The sequence below is a fragment of the Streptomyces sp. V4I8 genome, assembly GCF_041261225.1.
Taxonomy (GTDB): Bacteria; Actinomycetota; Actinomycetes; order Streptomycetales; family Streptomycetaceae; genus Streptomyces.
This window is the reverse complement of the sequence record NZ_JBGCCN010000002.1, coordinates 114,723-131,119: the sequence shown is the minus strand read 5'-3', so window position 1 is coordinate 131,119 and position 16,397 is coordinate 114,723. Positions and strand designations below refer to the sequence as shown.

The following is a 16,397-nucleotide window of genomic DNA, read 5'->3' as shown; positions in this document are numbered from 1 at the left end:
GGACCATCGCGAGACCTTCGAGGTCAAGCGGCTCTGCCACGTGCTGGACGTCGTCCGCTCCAGCTACTACAAGTGGCGCTCTTCGCGTGAGGCCCGTGCCCATCGCGAGCGGGACGACCAGGTCCTGGCCGACAGGATCCGGGCCGTGCACACGGACTCGGACGGCGCCTACGGCGCCCCACGCATCACCGCCGAGCTCCGCGACACCCACGGCATGCACATCAACGAGAAGAGGGTCGCCCGCGTCATGCGCAAGTTCCGCATCACCGGCTTCCACGGGCCTTCCACCCGAAGGGTGGACACCTGTTCGTTTGTTATGCGGCGAGTGTCAGGGTAGCTGACATCTGTTCGTAGGCGACGGTGCTGAGCTGTCCGTTCGCCGAGTGGCGGCGCCAGGTGTTGTACCGCGTCAGCCAGCGGAAGACGGTACGCCGGCAGGCGCCGGCCCCGTCGAAGCGCCGTGCTCCCTTGAGGATCTCCCGTTTCAGAGACGCGTGGAAGGACTCGCAGGCGGCGTTGTCCGCACTCGTCCCGACGGCACCCATGGACTGGGTGACTCCCAACTCCCGGCAGAGGCCGGCGAATTCACGGGATCCGTACTGCGCCCCGTGATCGCTGTGGAAGATGGCGCCGTCGAGGCTGCCACCGGTGGCGGCGGCCATCTTCAGCGCGTCGGCAACGAGGTCGGTGCGCATGTGATCGGCGATCGACCAGGCCGCCACCCGGCGTGAGGAGCAGTCCAGGACCGTAGCGAGATAGAGGTGCTCGCCGTCTCCGACGGGGAGATACGTTATGTCGCCCATGTACTTCAGGTTCGGCGCGGCAGCGGTGAAGTCCCTCTTGAACAGGTCCGGCACCGGCGTCTGCGACGGCTCGGGGATGGTGGTGCGTATGCGCTTGCGCAGGTGGAAGCCGGTGATGCGGAACTTGCGCATGACGCGGGCGACCCTCTTCTCGTTGATGTGCATGCCGTGGGTGTCGCGGAGCTCGGCGGTGATGCGTGGGGCGCCGTAGGCGCCGTCCGAGTCCGTGTGCACGGCCCGGATCCTGTCGGCCAGGACCTGGTCGTCCCGCTCGCGCTGGGCACGGGCCTCACGCGAAGAGCGCCACTTGTAGTAGCTGGAGCGGACGACGTCCAGCACGTGGCAGAGCCGCTTGACCTCGAAGGTCTCGCGATGGTCCTCGAAGGTACTGGAAGCGGCTCGTCACCAGCTCATCTCGGAGGCGAAAAACTTCGTGGCCTTGCGCAGGATGTCGCGCTCCTGGGCGAGCGTCGCATTCTCCTTGCGCACCGTCTTCAGCTCCGTGCGCAGGGCCGCTAACTCGGCCTCCAGCTCTTCCTTCGTGGCCTTGCTCACCGGGGTGTCCTTCATGTTCTTCGTGGGGCTGTCGGCGCGGGCGCGGTCGGCGCGGATCCAGTTCCGCAGCGTCTCCGGGTTGATCCCCAGATCGCGGGCGGCCTGCACGATCGTGAGGTCGGGGTCCGAGTGGTACAGCGCGACGGCGTCGGCCTTGAACTCGGGCGAATAAACCTTCATCACCATAAGTGGTCCCTCCTGCCAGCCCCTCACCGGGGCCGATCGAAGGTGTCCACCACTGCGGGGGAAGTGCCCTGCGGTCGGGAAGGTGCAGCCGTCGCCGACCTCGATCAGGATGCGGGCTCCGGTCCTGACGCCGATGCCCGGCATGGACGTCAGGACTTTCGAAAGAGGGTGAGCCTCCAGGAGTTCCTCGATCCGCCCGGCCAGCAGCTTGCGCTGGTCCAGGGCGGCGGTCAGTGATCCTGCCAGGCTCGGGACGATCAGCGCGGCCGCCTCGGTCCCCGGAACGGTGACGGTCTGCTCGTCCAGGGCGGCGAAGATGTCCTCGACCAGCCGCTCAGCCATCCTCGGGGCCTTCGGCCGTAACAGCGTGACCAGCCTTCGCCTACCGGCCTTGCGTATCTGGACCGGTGACCCGAACCTCTCCAGCAGGGTCAGGACGGCCGGGTGCTGCAACCGTGGCCCCAGCACCCGCTCCAGCGACGGATGGATCTGTGTCAGCAGGCCGTGGATCCGGTTCGCGACCCGGGTTGCCTCACCGGCCAGGTCGTCGTCGAACCCGACGATCATCTCCAGCTCGGCGATCGTCTCGTCCTCGCCGTCGATCGCCCGCAGTGTGTGCGGCATCGCGCGGGCGGCGTCGGCGATGATGAACGCGTCCTTCGCGTCCGTCTTGGCCTCGCCCGGGTAGAGGTCGGCGATCCGCCGCATCGTCAGGCCGGGCAGGTAGGCGACCGGACAGCCCATGTCCCTCGCAACGGCCAGCGGCAGGGCGCCGATCGAGGCTGGCTGGTCGACCACGACCAGCACCGTTCCGTGCTTGGCCTGCAGCTTCACGAACAGCTCGCGGAGCGTGGGCTCGGTGTTGGGCAGCCGCTTGTCGAACGCCTTCTTCCCGGCCGGTGTGACCGCGGTGGCGTGGTGTTCGCTCTTGCCGACGTCCAGGCCGAGGAAGACGTCGATGTCGCCAGTGTCGATCACGTGCAGGCCCCTCCGCTCACGCTTTCCGTCCGGCCTACCACGGCACCGAGCTGCCACATCCACGTTACGGAGAGCTCTTCCGGCTCGGGTGAAGCCGGTGCTCAAGCCCCTCATCAGCGGTCCGTCGATGCCTCCGGGCCCGGTGACACCACCCCCCGGATCATCAACAACAGGAGGGGGAAAGTCATGCCGGACCCGAAGGCCGGAGGCCCCATTGCGGAGCCACGAAAAAGGTAACGGGAGGGCGAGGACCAGGCGGAGCGTCCGGAAGACGGCTGTGGGCCCGCACCCCGTCGGGGTGCGGGCCCACAGTGGTTCAGGCACATGTGTCAGAGATCGGACGGGAGCTTTTCCCCGGTCTCTGCGTCGTACGCGATTCCGGTCGGGGACAGGCGGATTGACCGGGAGGTGGCTCGGGAGCCGTCCTTCCAGGTGCGCCCGCCGACCGCTATACGGACCGTCACGTCGGCCAGGGGGTCTGCGACCGGCAGTCTGATCTCGGGGTCCTGGGGGATCCATCCGTTCTCCCGAACGCTGTGGGCGCTCTTGCCGGAGCCGTCGATCCGGAGGTAGCGAGCGTTCCGGTCGAAGTAGGAGCGCAGTTCGACGATGACGTTGTCCCTGTCGCTGGTCCAGTGCGCCACAATTTCCGCCTTGACGCCTTCGACGGTGAGCGCCGCGCCCGACCTGCCTTTGTAGGCGGCGGCCTTCTCCTGGCGCTCCTGGTGCTCCTGCTCGTTCGCCGCGTTCTGCCACACGCAGGCAGCTGCGACGGACAGGGTTGCAATCGCGGCGACGTAGCGCCAGGTGCGCCGACGCGGCGGCGCAGGCTGTTCGGCGTTGGCGTCGGCAGTCGGCGCGGGCGGCTGAGGCACGCTGTCCCATGCTGGTGGTGTGCTGTCGCCGCGCGTCTGGAACCATTCAGCGTCGTCGTTGCCCATGCGGGCGACGGTAGCGCGCAGTTGCGCGGCCTGTCCGGCGTCGCCGCGCAGATCCGCCATCTGCGCCCGGGTCTCCAACCAGGCAAGGGCCTGGGCGGAGTTGATGCCATGGGCGTTGATGTCCTCGCGCTCGTAGAAGGCTGCCAGCTGAGCGGCTTCGTCGAACCGGCTTCCCATCGCGGCCTGCAGGACGGTCTCGTGCCGGGCGATGTCGGCCTGCCAGCCGTCGACGACGTTCGGAGGCAACGACGTCCAGTCCCAGTCGTCGTCCCCGTTCGTGAACGGCGCGTGCAGGTCGTCCCCCGGGCCGGGGTCGACGTCGGTGTCCTCGTACGGCTCCGTGCCCTGCTCTACGGCGACGGGTTCCTGTTCGACGGCCAGGGCCTGCTGCGCCATACGACGCCGCGAAGAGGTGTCGGTGAGCGCGACTTCCTCATCCTCGAGGAGGGTCTGGACGATGTCGACGTAGTCAGGGCCGACCTTCCACACGGCCTGTCCCGGATCGAGTGTCGGAATCTTCTCGACTGCCCAGTCGGGCAGGCCGAACAGGACGCCGACGATGGCTGCCTCGTCCGGGTTGAGTCGCCCGATGTGGGCGATCTCGCACAGCCGGGCCAGGTCGCGGGCCTTGCCCTCCCCCAGGTCTGACAGCGTGTGCATCAGCACGTCCAGGGACAGCCCGGCCTTCCGGCTGTTCTTCAGCAGCCGCTGGATCAGCTCGCTGGTGGCAGGCGACAGCAGGATCTGCCACGCCTCCTCCAGCACCAGGTGCCGGTGCACAGCGGTCGACTGAAGCAGCCACACATGCTCTGCCCAGCAGCTGACCGCGGCCATCAGCGAAGGGATCGCCGGGCTGTTGCGGTCCAGGTGGGAGAAGTCGAAGCTCAGGATCGGCAGGTCCGTCTCAGGAAGGCTCGCGTCCTGGCCGTCGAAGAGCCCGCGCAGGCTTCCCTCGGTGTAGCGGGACAGGCCGATCGCCGCCCCCTCACCCCACTCGGTCAGCTTCGCGGCCGGCCAGCGGCCGTCCTCCGGGCTCACCAGGGCGTCCACCAGGCCGTTGAGCGACGTCGCCTTGGGATGGTTCAGCGCGTGCTGCAACGCGTGCGTGGCCTGGTAGGTGAGTGCACCGGGCTCGACCGCCAGGATCAGCGACCGGACCAGCTGCTCACGGACCTCGGGCGGGAGCAGCTCGCTGACCGGGTTCAGCGTGAACGTGCCGGCCTCGATGACCCGGCCTCCGAGGGAGCGGGTGAGTGGCGCCCACTCGCCGGACTGGTCCTCGCCGAAACTGTCGATGACGACGTACTGGTGGCCGTGCTCAAGGATCTCGCGGCGGGCTCGTGTCTTCGCCGTCGTGCTCTTGCCGGAGCCGAGTCCGCCCAGGGCAAGGCTGTTTGTCGACGGCAGCAGCGCGGCCGACGTCTGGACGGGGGAGAGGTGGAACGGGCGCCCATCCAGGAGCGACCGTCCGATGGGGATGCCGGGGAAGGCCGTGTTGGAGGCGACCAGCGGCGCCGTGATCGCGGCGTGGTTGGAGGGCAGCCGAATCATCAGAGAATCGCCCCTTTCCTGGTGGAGGCTCCGTGCGGGGTGGTCATCACGTGAGCGCGGTGCTGCTGGCCGGGGAGCCAGTCGAGACGGATGCGATGCCGATCGGCCGCGAGGGATGCCTGCCAGCGCGCGTCGGTGACGGCCTCAGGACCGTCGCCCCACACCGTCAGGTAGGCGTCGACGTCGACGAGGGTCGCGCCCTGGACCAGCGCGCCGTGCGTCGTTCCGCTCGCGATTTCGTTGGCGTCCTTCTTGACCTTGTCGGCAACGAAGGCTTCGGCCGCGGCATCCTGCCACTTCGCCGCCCGGCGGGACTGGCCTTCCGGCAGAGGCCGGTACAGCACGGCGAGGGAGCGGTCCGTGCCGGGACCGAGCAGGAGTTTCGGCATGAGGTCGCCGTCGGTCTCTTTAGGCCACGTGGTGATTCGTGCGGTCGCGGCGTATCGGCCGTCGTCCAGGCCCACCCAGCCCGAGCCCCGCTCGGTCACCGCGGGGAGCGGCTCCGGATCCACCGGGACCAGCGCACCGAGGCCGGCGAACTCGCCTTGCAGGCTGTCGAGGACCCGGGACGGGCGGGCGACCAGGCCTTTGGGGACGTGGACGGAGATCGTCTGGGTGTGGTCGGTGTAGTCGCGGACCGCGCTGTGGTGGATGACGTGTACCTGGACACCCGCGTTGCGGGCCTGTCCCCCGGCGAACGTGAGGGCGTTGGCGAAGGTGCCGTGGAACGCGGCCCGGCGCTGCGGGTCCTGCATGGTGCCGTGCTCCGGGTACAGCGCCCATGTTGCGGTCGCGCCCGGGTTGGCGGTCATCGTGTCCGGCACGCTGCGCTCGCGCAGATGCCGGACACCCACCGTCGCCCAACGGGCGATCGAGCGCGGTCCCGGCGCCACGTTGAGCAGCACCGCGGCCGCGCCCACCGCGCCGAACGTCCACACGGGCGGTGGGGTGAGCATCGCCGACATCAACACGGCGCTCCCGACCCCGGCGTTCGCCTTCGTCAGCAGATTCTCGGTACGGCTGAGTCCGCGCTGCAGGGCGGGGATGCGGTAGCCGGCGGTCAGGGAGTACATGGGAGCAACCTCCTGAAGTCTGTGTGAGCGCCCCGGCCCCGGCGCCGCTCCTGCCGCCTGGTGGCGGTGAAGAGGAGAGGCGGCCGGGCTGGGGGGCGGCTCTTACGGGGTGTTCGGCTGGCCTGAGGCCGGCCTCGGATTCGCAGCCCGACCTCGCCGAGAACTCGGTGTCGAGGACTGTCGATTGGCCGGCTGGCCCGTAGGGGCCGCCGCCTGGGGGCGAGGCCGGTACTGCCGGCGCACCTCGCTGATCTGCGCACGGCGGGATGCGCTTTCGCTCGCTTCCCGCCGCGCCTTCGCAACGGCCGATGTGGTGGTCAGCCGTCCGGACCGCTCGGGTGCCTTGACGCCGTAGGCGGCGAACAGGACACCGCGGTCCTGGGACATGGCGCGGCCCGGGGTGTTCACGGTGCGGGGGCCGCGCGGGGAGTTCTCCTTCTCGTAGAAGTCGGGGGCACCGGCCCGTACCAGGGCATGGGCCAGTGGGCTGGGGGTCTTGCGTTCCACCCAGGTCCGGGCGGCGCGGGCGACCTTGGGCCCGAAGTACGGCACGCCGTGGAAGACCATCCGCAGCATCAGAACGTCCGCGGCGACCAGCAGGACGGCGTCCATCACGAGCGAGCCGTGAGTGAACTCCACGAACGGTGAGATCAGCAGCAGTGCGAACGGGGCGAACATCAGCCCCAGCAGCCGCATCGCCCACGTCTTGACCGCAGTCGTGTCGCCCCCGCGGGCCAGCGAGGCCAGCACCAGGGGGGCCATGCACACGAACACGAGGATGCCGAGCTGGCGGGTCATGAACACCAGCGCGGCAAACGCGAGGGCGACGACCAGTGCACTAATGATGATCAGGATTGCGAGCGGGTTGCCCGAATCTGCTCCGTGCTCCAAGTCGTCGCTGATCGCACCGAACAGGGTCGACTCGTTGCTGTTGAACGCGACCGTGAACGCAGAACTCACGGCCCGGTTCAGCAGCATCACAGCCCCAGGGACCGATGCCATGCAGGCGACGGCCACCAGGGCCCATCCGGTGGATGCACCCATCTGCCGAAGGCGCGGTGCGCCCTGCCAAGCGGTCAGGGCGCACACGACGACCACACACACGAAGATCGAGACCGCCAGGTGCTGCCCGAGCCACAGGAACGGCTCGTACAGCGCGCTGTCGGACTTCTCCGGCGCCCACGCGTCCTTCGACGCGACCATGCCCTTGATCGCCGCGATGAGGCTGTCAGCGAGATCCCGGACGTGGTCGGAGGCGCCATCGGTGATGCCGCCTCCGCCGGTGCCGGTGTCGGGGCGCATGTCGGGGGGACCATCGGAGTTCCACCGTTCGCAGTACTCCTTGCCCGGTCCCCAGATGCCATCGCAGGGGTTCTCGGCCATGACGCGTCAGCCCTGGGGGTTGGTCACGGTGGAGAACAGGGTGTCGCCGTACAGCGCGAGGATGACGGCGACGAACAGCGTCCCGACGGACGCCGCTCCCTTCCGCAGGGCGGTCTTAGGGTCGTTGGACGCCTTCATCATCATGTGGACGGCGATCACGGCGATCACGGCGGCGATGCCCTTGGTGACGAGGCCGCCGCCGGTCAGGCCGATCGTGTCGAAGAAGTCCTTGAAGCCGTCGGACATGTCGATCGGCTTGGCGAGGATGGTGAACCTGGGCATGGGTCAGATCTCCTTGTTGTTCTGGGGTACGGGACGGGCGACGGCATACAGGTCGGCCATCGTGTCCAGGGGGTCGATGCGCACCTTGGTGTCGGGCCGGGGGGCGTTGAGCATGTAGCCGCCCCCGAGGTAAATGCCGACGTGGTGAATGCTCGCGGCGCTCTTTCCGTAGAAGACGAGGTCGCCGGGGCGCATTTGGTCGGGCTTGACAGGCTCCGATGCGGCGTACTGCTGGGCTGCCGTGCGGGGCAGGGATATTCCGGCTTTCGCGTAGGCATACAGCGTGAGTCCGGAGCAGTCGAAGCCGGTAATGGATTCTCCGGAGCGGCCCCTGGAGGAGCAGCAAATCCCCGTGCTAGGACCGCTTGCGTTCCCTCCGCCCCACGAATACGGTCTGCCGATCATTTTGGTCGCCGCGTTGATGGCGATATCGGCCTGGTTCGTGGTCGCGGGTTTCCCTGCGGACGGCTGGTCAGCGAGTGCTGTGATGGACCGGACGTAATTCTGCGTCTCTTTGATGCGAGGGACGCCTCCGGCCTTGCGGACTGCGTAGCTTCCGGCGTTGTAGGCGGCCAGCATGTTGCTCTGCTTGTCGCCGGGAACGTCCTCAACTTCCTTGGCTACGTAGCACAGGTATTCAGCCGATGAAGGGATCGCGTCTTCGGGATCCCACACGTCGCGTTTACCGTCGCCGTTGCCGTCGATTCCGTGTTCCTCCCACGTGGACGGCATGAACTGTGCGATGCCCTGCGCTCCGGCGGGTGATGTCCTTTTCGGACCGAAACCCGATTCCTGTGTGATGAGCGCGGCGAGCAGGTTAGGGCTGATCTCGGAGCAAGTACTTCCCGCGTCCTCGATCAGGGTTCGGTATTGGGCGGGGACGGACAGGCTGAGCGCCGCTCCCACTACGGGGTCGTCACCAGCTGCTTGCGCGAGAGCGGCCACGACGACGGCCGCGGTCGCTCCCACGCCGATCGTGACGGCTATAGAGGCACGCAACGGGCCTCCTCCCTCCTTCCTGGTGTTCTGATCATTTGTGCAGGTCAGATCCGCCATGGCGGTCCGCCACCACACCGCCATGTGACCGCCATTGACCGCCATGTGACCGCCATGGCACTGCCGGGATGGCGGTGCCGTGGCGGACGATGTCGGTCCCATGGCGGTGTGGTGGCGGTGCCGTGCGGCGATCACGAATCGGACATCGCGAAGGCGATCAGGTCGTCCAGGCGGTAGCCGCGCCCCTGTGCGTTCTTGTAGGTGGGCGGGCCTCCGAGAAGCTCATTGAGCTTCTTTCCGCGCTTGACGGGATCGTCTTCGAGGATTCCGAGCGCGGGCGCCATGTCCGGCGTGGTCATGAAGTCCACGCCCTTGCTTCGCATCAGCTCGATTGCCTGACGAAGCGGTGTTTCCTCCGGAATGGCCTCCACGTGCTTGGCGACCTTTTCGTCCACCACATCCCAGATGAACTTGTCATCGAAGTTGAATCCCCGGATGAGAGTGGAGCGCCCGTTGACGAACAGGACCGCCTGACCCTTGATGTCCGGGTCAAGCAGTACTGGGTTAATCGGCGCAACCGTTTCGAAATAGGTGTCGCCGAGACCAACCTTGGCCGTTCCCGCCGATGCCACGTACAGGCACAGTCGGTAGAGGAACTGGTCACGCACCATAACGGGAATTGCATTCGTTGACGGGCGCTGCGTCATGAGCACCGTGGAGATGCCGGATTCCAGGGACTTGGAGACCAGCGACCGCGTATCATTGGCAATCTGCTTGGCCTGGTCCTTTTCTTCGTTGGTGGCGCCCGACGCGAAGAAGTCGGCCGCCTCATCCACGATAAAGATGACCGGCTTGAATTTCGGAACGGGCTGACGGTTACGGATGGCTTCCGTAATCTTCGCGTACCGGCTGTCCGAGCGGGCGTTGAGTTCTCGGACCATGTCCCAGAAAACGGCCGGATCGTCGGACGACTCATAGCGGGTGGCGATCGGCTCGAAACGGGTCAGTCCGCAGAACTTACCGTCGAGCAAATACATCTCGAATTCGCCGTATGCGATCAGCAGGCAGGTGATGAGCCCGTTGACCAGCGTGGTCTTGCCCATCTGAGTCATTCCGGCGACCAGGAGAGACGCCTTGTCGAACGTGGGCACACCAGCAAGCTGGCCGGTCACGTCATGACCGAGCGGAACGCCCGCGAACGTCTCGATCTCCTGCCGGGTCGGGGCCGGGAACGGACGGGTGAACGGGGGCTCGTGCAGCTTGAGGAGCTTGACGCGGCGTTCGTTGTCGCGGCTGCGCTCCATGGTCATGTGCAGGCGGGTGACGCCGAACATGCCGGCCACGGTGCCCAGACGCTTCTCAACGTCCTCGTATGTGCGGCCCTTGGGGACCAGAAAGTCGTAGACGTCGCCGGTCTGCACCGGGGTAATCGTGACCTGGTCGGCCCGGATGACCTGCTCGCTGCCGATGACGCCGGCCGTGCGCAGTGCCGCGGTGAGTTCCGGGTGTGCCGGCACCGCCTCAGGGTCCGTCGGATCCCCGTCGAGGGGGGCCATGGTGGCCGTTTCCGGCGCGCGCGTGACCGTGTCCTCCCCGGAACGGTCTCCCGCCGCCACGGGGGCATCCTGTTTCAGAGCTGCGGAAGGCTCTGCCGTGCCCGCCAGTAGCCGTGTGAGGCTACTACGGAGCCGCCAGGCGCCGTAGCCGAGTGCGACCAGTGTTCCGGCGGTGAGCAGCACGGTGGCCGGCCAGCCCAGCCCCAACTTGTCCTTGATGGCGGCGAGGACACCGAACACGACGGCAAGACCGCCGATTGCGCCTGCCATCTGCCCGTACGTGTCCTCGCTCTGACCTTGCTGTTTCTTCTTCCCCACTCCCCCTCCATCCCTTTGCGATCATGAATTCGCGAGCATAACTCGCACGCGTATTCGATTCCATGGGTTTCTGTGGTGCTCGCCGGGTCTGCTCGCCGGGTCTGCGGACGTTCCGCTCGCCGGGTCTGCTCGCCGGGTCTGCACCTGCTCGACTGCGTTCGGTTCCGGCAGTCGCGACGCAGCCCAGCCGTGCGGGCCTGGGCTGCATCGGTGGTGCCGGACCACTGGTCAGGAGGCCGCGTCCTCGGGCTCCTCATCGCTCTCGCTGTCGTCGGACGCCTCGCCGGTCTCCTCGTTCGACAGCAGCGCGCGGAAGGAACGGCGCACCCGCTCCTCGCTGCCGACGAAGCCGCGCTCGCGGAACGTGCCGCCGGCCTGGCGGTAGGACAGCGGCGGGTCGTCGGAGTAGCGCAGGTGTCGCAGCACGACGTCCAACTGACCGTCGGTCAGCGGCTCGCCGGGCTGAGGCGTGGGCACGCCCGCGACGACCGCGAGCTCCGCGAGCGTGACGGCGTCACGCTTTCCGTCACGCCCCGCGTGACGGTCACCGTCACGGCCGTTCACGAAATCGCCCTGACCTGCGTGACGGTCACCAGCGACCGTGCCGGAGGCGTCACGCCCACCAGGCAGTGCGGGAGATCCCGCATCCGAGGCGTCACGGTCGGCCGTGACGGGCAGGGCGGGCGCGGTGGGCGTCCACGTGCCGAGCTCCGGCAGGCGGATCGCAGCGACCGAGGCTGGCAGCACCTTCTCCGCGACCGTCTTCTCGGTGTTCTGTGCCTGCTGGTGCAGTTTCTCGGTCATGGTCTGCTGGATCTTGAGCTGCGACTTGCGGTACGCCGTCTCGGCTGCGGCCACCCGCTCCTCCAGCTCGGTGGCCAGCTCCAGCAGCTCGATGCGGTGCGAAGCCTCCGCCTCCATCTCCTCCAGGCGGTCAGCGACTTCCTGGCGCTTCGCCTCGAGGTGCTGCTGCGTGCCGGCGGACACCTTCCGTCCGAGCGACGGAAGGGCGATCCACCAGGCCACCTTGGTCGCGACGATGGCGATCGGGGTGAGGATCACGGCCAGGTCGATCTCGCCGTGTCCGTTCATGATCAGGTCAGCTGTGGGGATGGCCGCGTTGATGGCCGTGAGGGCCAGTCCAGCGTTCCGAACGCGCTTGCCGCGCGCCTTGTTGTTGCCCGCCAGGATCTCCGTTGCCTGCATGACCACCCAGAGGCAGTCCAGGGCGCCGACGGTCGGTGCTGCCCACCAGCTGAATCGGGGGTACAGGATCTCGAAGCTGACGTACATCGACAGGATGGCCACGCCCAGCGTGACGGCTCCCAGGATGGTGAGCACCATCCCGCGCGAGGTGACGGCCCCTCGGGCCGTCTCCCACCAGTTCTTCTCCGTCTTACTCGTGTTCACGAGTTCTCCCTTCGTGCACGTGGTGTCGGTGACGGCCCGGTCATCGGGTGGCCGCGCCAGACAGGTCGCCGGCAAGGTCGGCGACCTGGCGCAGGCGCTCGCGCTGGTCCGCGATCAGCCGCGCCGCTGCAGCGGCCAGCGGTGTGGCGTGGCCGTAGTGGGCGATGCCGCCCCGGACGATGCGGTAGTTCGGGAGCGGGTACGTGTAGTCGCGGAGGCTGTGGACCACCCAGTCCGAGGCGTCGATCCCGAGCTCCTGGGCGAGGGTGGTCAGCTCCACCTCCTCCTCCCGGCCAGCGACGCTGATCTGGTCGTCGACGGCCTGGGCGAGCTGGGTGGCGATGCCGTCGAAGGCGTCGGCGGCCGCCGTCGCCGCGTCCTCCGCGTCGGTCAGGCGGAGCAGCTGCGCGCGCCAGTGGCCGTCGCTGACGGTCCGGAACTGCTCGAAGACTGCGGTCAGTTCGTCCCACGCCGTCGTCCAGGCCGTCCACAGCGGTGCTGCCTTGCGCAGCAGGGGAGTGGCCTCGTGGCGCAGCCGGGCCTTGGACCACAGCACGCGGGCCGCCTCGTACTGGTCGAGCAGGTCTCCCCGCATCGCCCAGGTCAGCGCCGCGTCGTCGTTCGCGGCGGCGGGGTACTCAGGCTTGGGTTCCAGGCCGGTGAAGGCCTTGAAGCGGAAGGTGGTGCCCCCGTACTTGCCCGGCTGGATGTCCAGGAAGTTCGGGTGGTTGTACCGGGTGGGGTCGGCCGGGGTGATGGCCCGCGGAGCGGGGGGCGCCGGACGGCAAGTCAGGCCGCTGTCGTCCAGCGGCGTGGTGAGCGGGATGGTGTGCGCCATCGGTCCTCCTGCAGAGAACAGCAGGCCCGGGTCCTTCCCGGGCGCGGTCATGCGAAAGGCCGGCGGCCCGCGGTGCGGGCGGCCGGCCTCGGAACGTGCAGCGGGGGTGGGCAGGAAGTTGCCTTCCGCTCCCGCTGGGCGGGAGCGGAAGGTCAGCTCAGGAGCGACGGCTTGGTCACCGAGGCGCCGTGGGGTGCGCGGCCTGCGGGTGCGGACGAACCGGTGCCGGGGGGTGATCCCGGCCGTCCCGCTCATGCGGTGTCGGGCGCATCGGCAGTGGCGGGCGCTCATCCTCCATCCGCGCCGGCTGCTGCCACACGGCGTACGCCGCGCAGGCCGGGCACGTCCAGAAGGTCACGCCGAACCAGCCCCCGCAGGTGTCGCACTGCTGCCCGCCGCTGCCGTGCGGCGCCAGGGGCAGCAGGTCGATGCTGGCGCCGTGGGCGGCGTACGGCATGACAACGCGCAGGAACTGGCCTTCGGTCTCGTCCGGTTCAGGTCCGCGTCCGTTGTCCTCGCGCTCCATGTCCTCGAAGAGTCCGGCTAACGGCGCGGGAGATGCAATCATGATCACAGGGCCTCCAGTCAGGTCCCTTTAGGCAGTCCCGGGGGCGCAATCCCTGGGGCTGCCGCCTTTTTGTCTGACTGCCGTACGAGCAGCCACGGCCCCGGCCGCCCCACGCTGAGCAGGGCGGCCGGGGCCGTGGTCGTTCGTACGGGGTTCAGCCGCGTTCGGCGTCGCGTGCGTCCATTTCGTCCATGAACTCCGCGTAGTCCATCCGTTCGTAGTTCGCGTGCATTTCCTCCAGCTCGCGGTCGCGCTGCGCAGCGCGGGCGAGAATCTCGTCAAGTCGGTCCATGTGGTGCTCCTTGGCTGGTTGTTGGGGGGCTCCTCCGTGCACTCCGTCGCTCACCGGGACCGCCCGAAGGCGGGTCGGTGAGCGACGGGCAGCGCGGGGCTGCTGAGAACAGGTGCGCGGCCTCTGCCGCCGCGCCGCTCGCCTTGTCGTGCTGGAGGGAGGCGAGGTGCCCTCAGTCCCGACGCGGCTCCTCGCCTCGGCTGGGACCGGGGTCCGAGGGTCTGGGAGCGTGTCGCGTCGTTCTTTTACGTCGTGGGGATGCCGGCCCTCCGAGCTCTCCGTCAGTAATAAGCACCTGGCTGGGGCTAGCCCAGGCCGCGCTGGTGAGCGCGCCCGACGGGTCGTTGCACGTGCCGACTGCCACCACCAGGGGTGATAGCGCCGCACGACGGGTTTCCACTCACCCCGGCTGGTGTGGTCACGGCCGGTACTGCGGTGGTGGATCACGCTATGGAGTTCTCAAGTAACGGCCGCTTCCTTGTCGTTCCACTTGCGCGGTCGGAGTCCGGGCGGTTCAGGGGGCCAAGATCCGGCTCCCTCATCCGGCGCCGCCGGGGGGCGGTTCCAGGTGGGGGAGCCGGGTCCGTGAGGACCGGCGGGATGTCTTGCCGACCCGTTCACCTTGTCGGCATACCTAACTTAGCCGATACAGTTGGTGGTGTGTCAAGCACTTAGTTGATGAGGCTATGGAAGCTAGCTATGTCGAGGAGGTCGCCCTACGATGGCGCTCATGACCAACGAGGCCATGCAGCCCTACCAGCGCATCGTCCAGGCCGTCCGTGACGAGATTCGCTTGGGGCGGCTGCCTGCTGGCACGAAATTGCCGAGCACGCGAGAGCTGGCCGACGAGTACGGCGTCGCGCCGGGCACTGTCCAGCGTGCGCTGACCGAGCTGCGGGCAGCTGGACTGATCTACTCCCACCAGGGCCGTGGATCGTTCATCACCGAGACGGCCAGCGCGTCCACTGAGGACGAAACTGCCCGCGCTCTCCGAAGGCTTGAGCAGCAGATTGCGGAGCTGTCCGCACGCCTCGACAAGATCGAGAAGGGGCGCGATGGCTGAGACTGACGTCCTTTCCCACGTCATGTTGTGCATGTTCGTCCCTCCTTGGCGGGCTCAACTTCGTTAGCAAAGTTGTAGGCCCGACCGTGGAGCGAGATCTAGATCAACGGTGTATCCAGCCGCCGGATACACCGAGTGGAGACATGGAGGAGGCACAAAGTGGGCCAGCGGCCGAAGGTGTTGACACCCGACCAGTCACCCATGCACCGCTTCGGCTACACACTGCGAGAGTTCCGGGAGGCCCGGAACTACTCACTACGCGGCCTAGCGGAGAAGACCTTCATGTCGCACTCCAAGCTGCAGAAATGGGAGAACGGGGACAGGGCCCCCAAGGACCGGAGCGAAGTCGAGCAGGTCGACTCCCTGCTCCGCGCCGGAGGCCTTCTGGTCGACCTCTGGGAGCGCATCGGCTCGGGTGTATCCACGCGCCGCCATGTATCCGTTTCGGCTCCTCATGTATCCGATGCCTCGATCGAGCTGGCCACGGCTGCCTCCCAGCAGGCAGCGTCTGACCATGAGGGGATCTATGTCCCCGCTCGTCTACGGGATGGTCAGGTGGTGTTCGTGGCTCTCGATCGACGCGCGATGCTGCGCGGTGGGGTGGGGATCGGTGCAGCGGCTACATTCGGCGCTGGGACGCCGGCAGCCGCAGATTCGGGTGTCGTGCCGGGACTGAAGCGGCCTGCTCGGTCCGCGGCCGCGTACAGCGACAACCCCGTGCAACACCTGCGACGTGCTCGCCGGGTACTGATCGACAGTGACAACCTGCTTGGCCCCGGCCAGGCGATCAAGTCGGTCCGCGAGCACATCGAGGCCATCAAGGACCTGCGCAAGGAGACCAGCGGCGTTGACCGCCAGGCCCTCATGGAGCTGCAGACCCAGTACGCCGAATTCGCGTCCTGGCTCTACCAGGACCCGGGGGACTTCGACAGCGCCCACTTCTGGCTGGACAGGGCATTCCAGTGGAGCCACACCGTCGGTGACGGTGACCTGACCTCGTACGTGTTGGCCCGCAAGGCCCAACTCGCCGGTGAAATGCGCGACTTGACCGATGTCGTCGATCTGGCGGAGGCCGCTCAGCGCATGGCCCGTCCGCGCAGCCGTCTCGCGGCGGTCGCCAAGACGTACGAGTCGTACGGTCACGCGCTGCGAGGCGAGGACACCGACAGCGAGCGGGCGATCGAGGATGTCCGCAACGCGCTCGATCGTGTCTCCAGCGACACGACGCCCTGGGGCGTGTGGCTGAACGAAGAGTACGTCGAAGTGCACCGCGCCCAAGGGCTGGAGGTGTTGGGCAAGCACGCGGAGGCCGCGGAGATCTTCACCAGGGCAATCCAGTCCGTGCCCGACGGCTACCACCGCGACCGGGGCGTGTACCTCGCCCGGGCCGCAGTCGCACATGCCGGTGCCGGTTCACCGGAGGAGGCAGCCGCGGTGGGCCTTCAGGCGCTGACGGTAGCGATGGACACCGGCTCGGGCCGGATCGTCCGCGAGCTCACCCGGCTGGACAAGGCGCTGATTCCCTGGCAGCGCCAGCCCGAGGTCGCCGACTTCCGGGACAACTTCGATGCCGTACTCGCCCACGAATCTTGAGTAGAAACGGA

General features: G+C 67.8%; 13 protein-coding genes and 2 pseudogenes. 3 read left to right on the top strand and 12 right to left on the bottom strand.

All coding sequences use genetic code 11. The annotated features are described in order from the left end of the window. Nucleotides 1–40 precede the first annotated feature (40 nt). A complete protein-coding gene (locus ABIE67_RS46650) occupies nucleotides 41–337 on the top strand; it encodes an IS3 family transposase (RefSeq protein ID WP_370270135.1) in 297 nt (98 codons plus the stop codon). Here the strand turns inward: ABIE67_RS46650 and ABIE67_RS46645 are convergent. The 12 genes and pseudogenes from ABIE67_RS46645 to ABIE67_RS46590 all read right to left on the bottom strand — a co-directional run bounded on the left by ABIE67_RS46645 (nucleotide 315) and on the right by ABIE67_RS46590 (nucleotide 13,730). Beyond that, a pseudogene (locus ABIE67_RS46645) lies at nucleotides 315–1,544 on the bottom strand (IS3 family transposase). The gene ABIE67_RS46650 and the pseudogene ABIE67_RS46645 overlap by 23 nt on opposite strands. A 45-nt stretch (nucleotides 1,545–1,589) precedes the next feature. Beyond that, nucleotides 1,590–2,522: pseudogene (locus tag ABIE67_RS46640) on the bottom strand (IS110 family transposase); the annotation flags it as partial. Nucleotides 2,523–2,851: 329 nt separating this feature from the next. Beyond that, the gene (locus ABIE67_RS46635) at nucleotides 2,852–5,014 is read right to left on the bottom strand and encodes a hypothetical protein (RefSeq protein WP_370270133.1); all 2,163 of its coding nucleotides are present in this window, start codon (nucleotides 5,012–5,014) and stop codon (nucleotides 2,852–2,854) included. Next, nucleotides 5,014–6,087: a hypothetical protein gene (locus ABIE67_RS46630; protein WP_370270131.1), complete on the bottom strand. Its 1,074-nt coding sequence runs from the start codon at nucleotides 6,085–6,087 to the stop codon at nucleotides 5,014–5,016. The genes ABIE67_RS46635 and ABIE67_RS46630 overlap by 1 nt, the downstream gene beginning before the upstream one ends. Nucleotides 6,088–6,189: 102 nt before the next feature. Further along, the gene (locus tag ABIE67_RS46625) at nucleotides 6,190–7,470 is read right to left on the bottom strand and encodes a hypothetical protein (RefSeq protein WP_370270129.1); all 1,281 of its coding nucleotides are present in this window, start codon (nucleotides 7,468–7,470) and stop codon (nucleotides 6,190–6,192) included. Nucleotides 7,471–7,476: 6 nt separating this feature from the next. Further along, entirely contained in the window at nucleotides 7,477–7,752 is a 276-nt protein-coding gene (locus ABIE67_RS46620; RefSeq protein ID WP_370270124.1) for a hypothetical protein, read from the bottom strand. Between the two features lie 3 nt (nucleotides 7,753–7,755). Then, a complete protein-coding gene (locus ABIE67_RS46615) occupies nucleotides 7,756–8,808 on the bottom strand; it encodes an NlpC/P60 family protein (RefSeq protein ID WP_370270119.1) in 1,053 nt (350 codons plus the stop codon). Between the two features lie 131 nt (nucleotides 8,809–8,939). Beyond that, nucleotides 8,940–10,622, bottom strand: a complete 1,683-nt coding sequence (locus ABIE67_RS46610) for an FtsK/SpoIIIE domain-containing protein (RefSeq protein WP_370270114.1) — start codon at nucleotides 10,620–10,622, stop codon at nucleotides 8,940–8,942. Nucleotides 10,623–10,850: 228 nt separating this feature from the next. After that, a complete protein-coding gene (locus ABIE67_RS46605; RefSeq protein WP_370270110.1) occupies nucleotides 10,851–12,032 on the bottom strand; it encodes a hypothetical protein in 1,182 nt (393 codons plus the stop codon). Nucleotides 12,033–12,072: 40 nt separating this feature from the next. Next, nucleotides 12,073–12,870: a hypothetical protein gene (locus tag ABIE67_RS46600; RefSeq protein ID WP_370270106.1), complete on the bottom strand. Its 798-nt coding sequence runs from the start codon at nucleotides 12,868–12,870 to the stop codon at nucleotides 12,073–12,075. A gap of 175 nt (nucleotides 12,871–13,045) precedes the next feature. After that, nucleotides 13,046–13,438, bottom strand: coding sequence for a hypothetical protein (locus tag ABIE67_RS46595; RefSeq protein WP_370270101.1), 393 nt, complete (start codon nucleotides 13,436–13,438; stop codon nucleotides 13,046–13,048). Nucleotides 13,439–13,592: 154 nt separating this feature from the next. Then, nucleotides 13,593–13,730: a hypothetical protein gene (locus tag ABIE67_RS46590; protein ID WP_370270096.1), complete on the bottom strand. Its 138-nt coding sequence runs from the start codon at nucleotides 13,728–13,730 to the stop codon at nucleotides 13,593–13,595. A 730-nt stretch (nucleotides 13,731–14,460) separates the two neighbouring features. Between ABIE67_RS46590 and ABIE67_RS46585 the strand changes: the two genes are divergently transcribed. Both ABIE67_RS46585 and ABIE67_RS46580 read left to right on the top strand, forming a co-directional pair. Further along, on the top strand, nucleotides 14,461–14,793 hold the full coding sequence (locus ABIE67_RS46585; RefSeq protein WP_370270092.1) for a GntR family transcriptional regulator: 333 nt from the start codon (nucleotides 14,461–14,463) through the stop codon (nucleotides 14,791–14,793). Between the two features lie 159 nt (nucleotides 14,794–14,952). Next, on the top strand, nucleotides 14,953–16,386 hold the full coding sequence (locus ABIE67_RS46580; RefSeq protein WP_370270087.1) for a helix-turn-helix domain-containing protein: 1,434 nt from the start codon (nucleotides 14,953–14,955) through the stop codon (nucleotides 16,384–16,386). The last annotated feature ends 11 nt before the right edge of the window (nucleotides 16,387–16,397 follow it).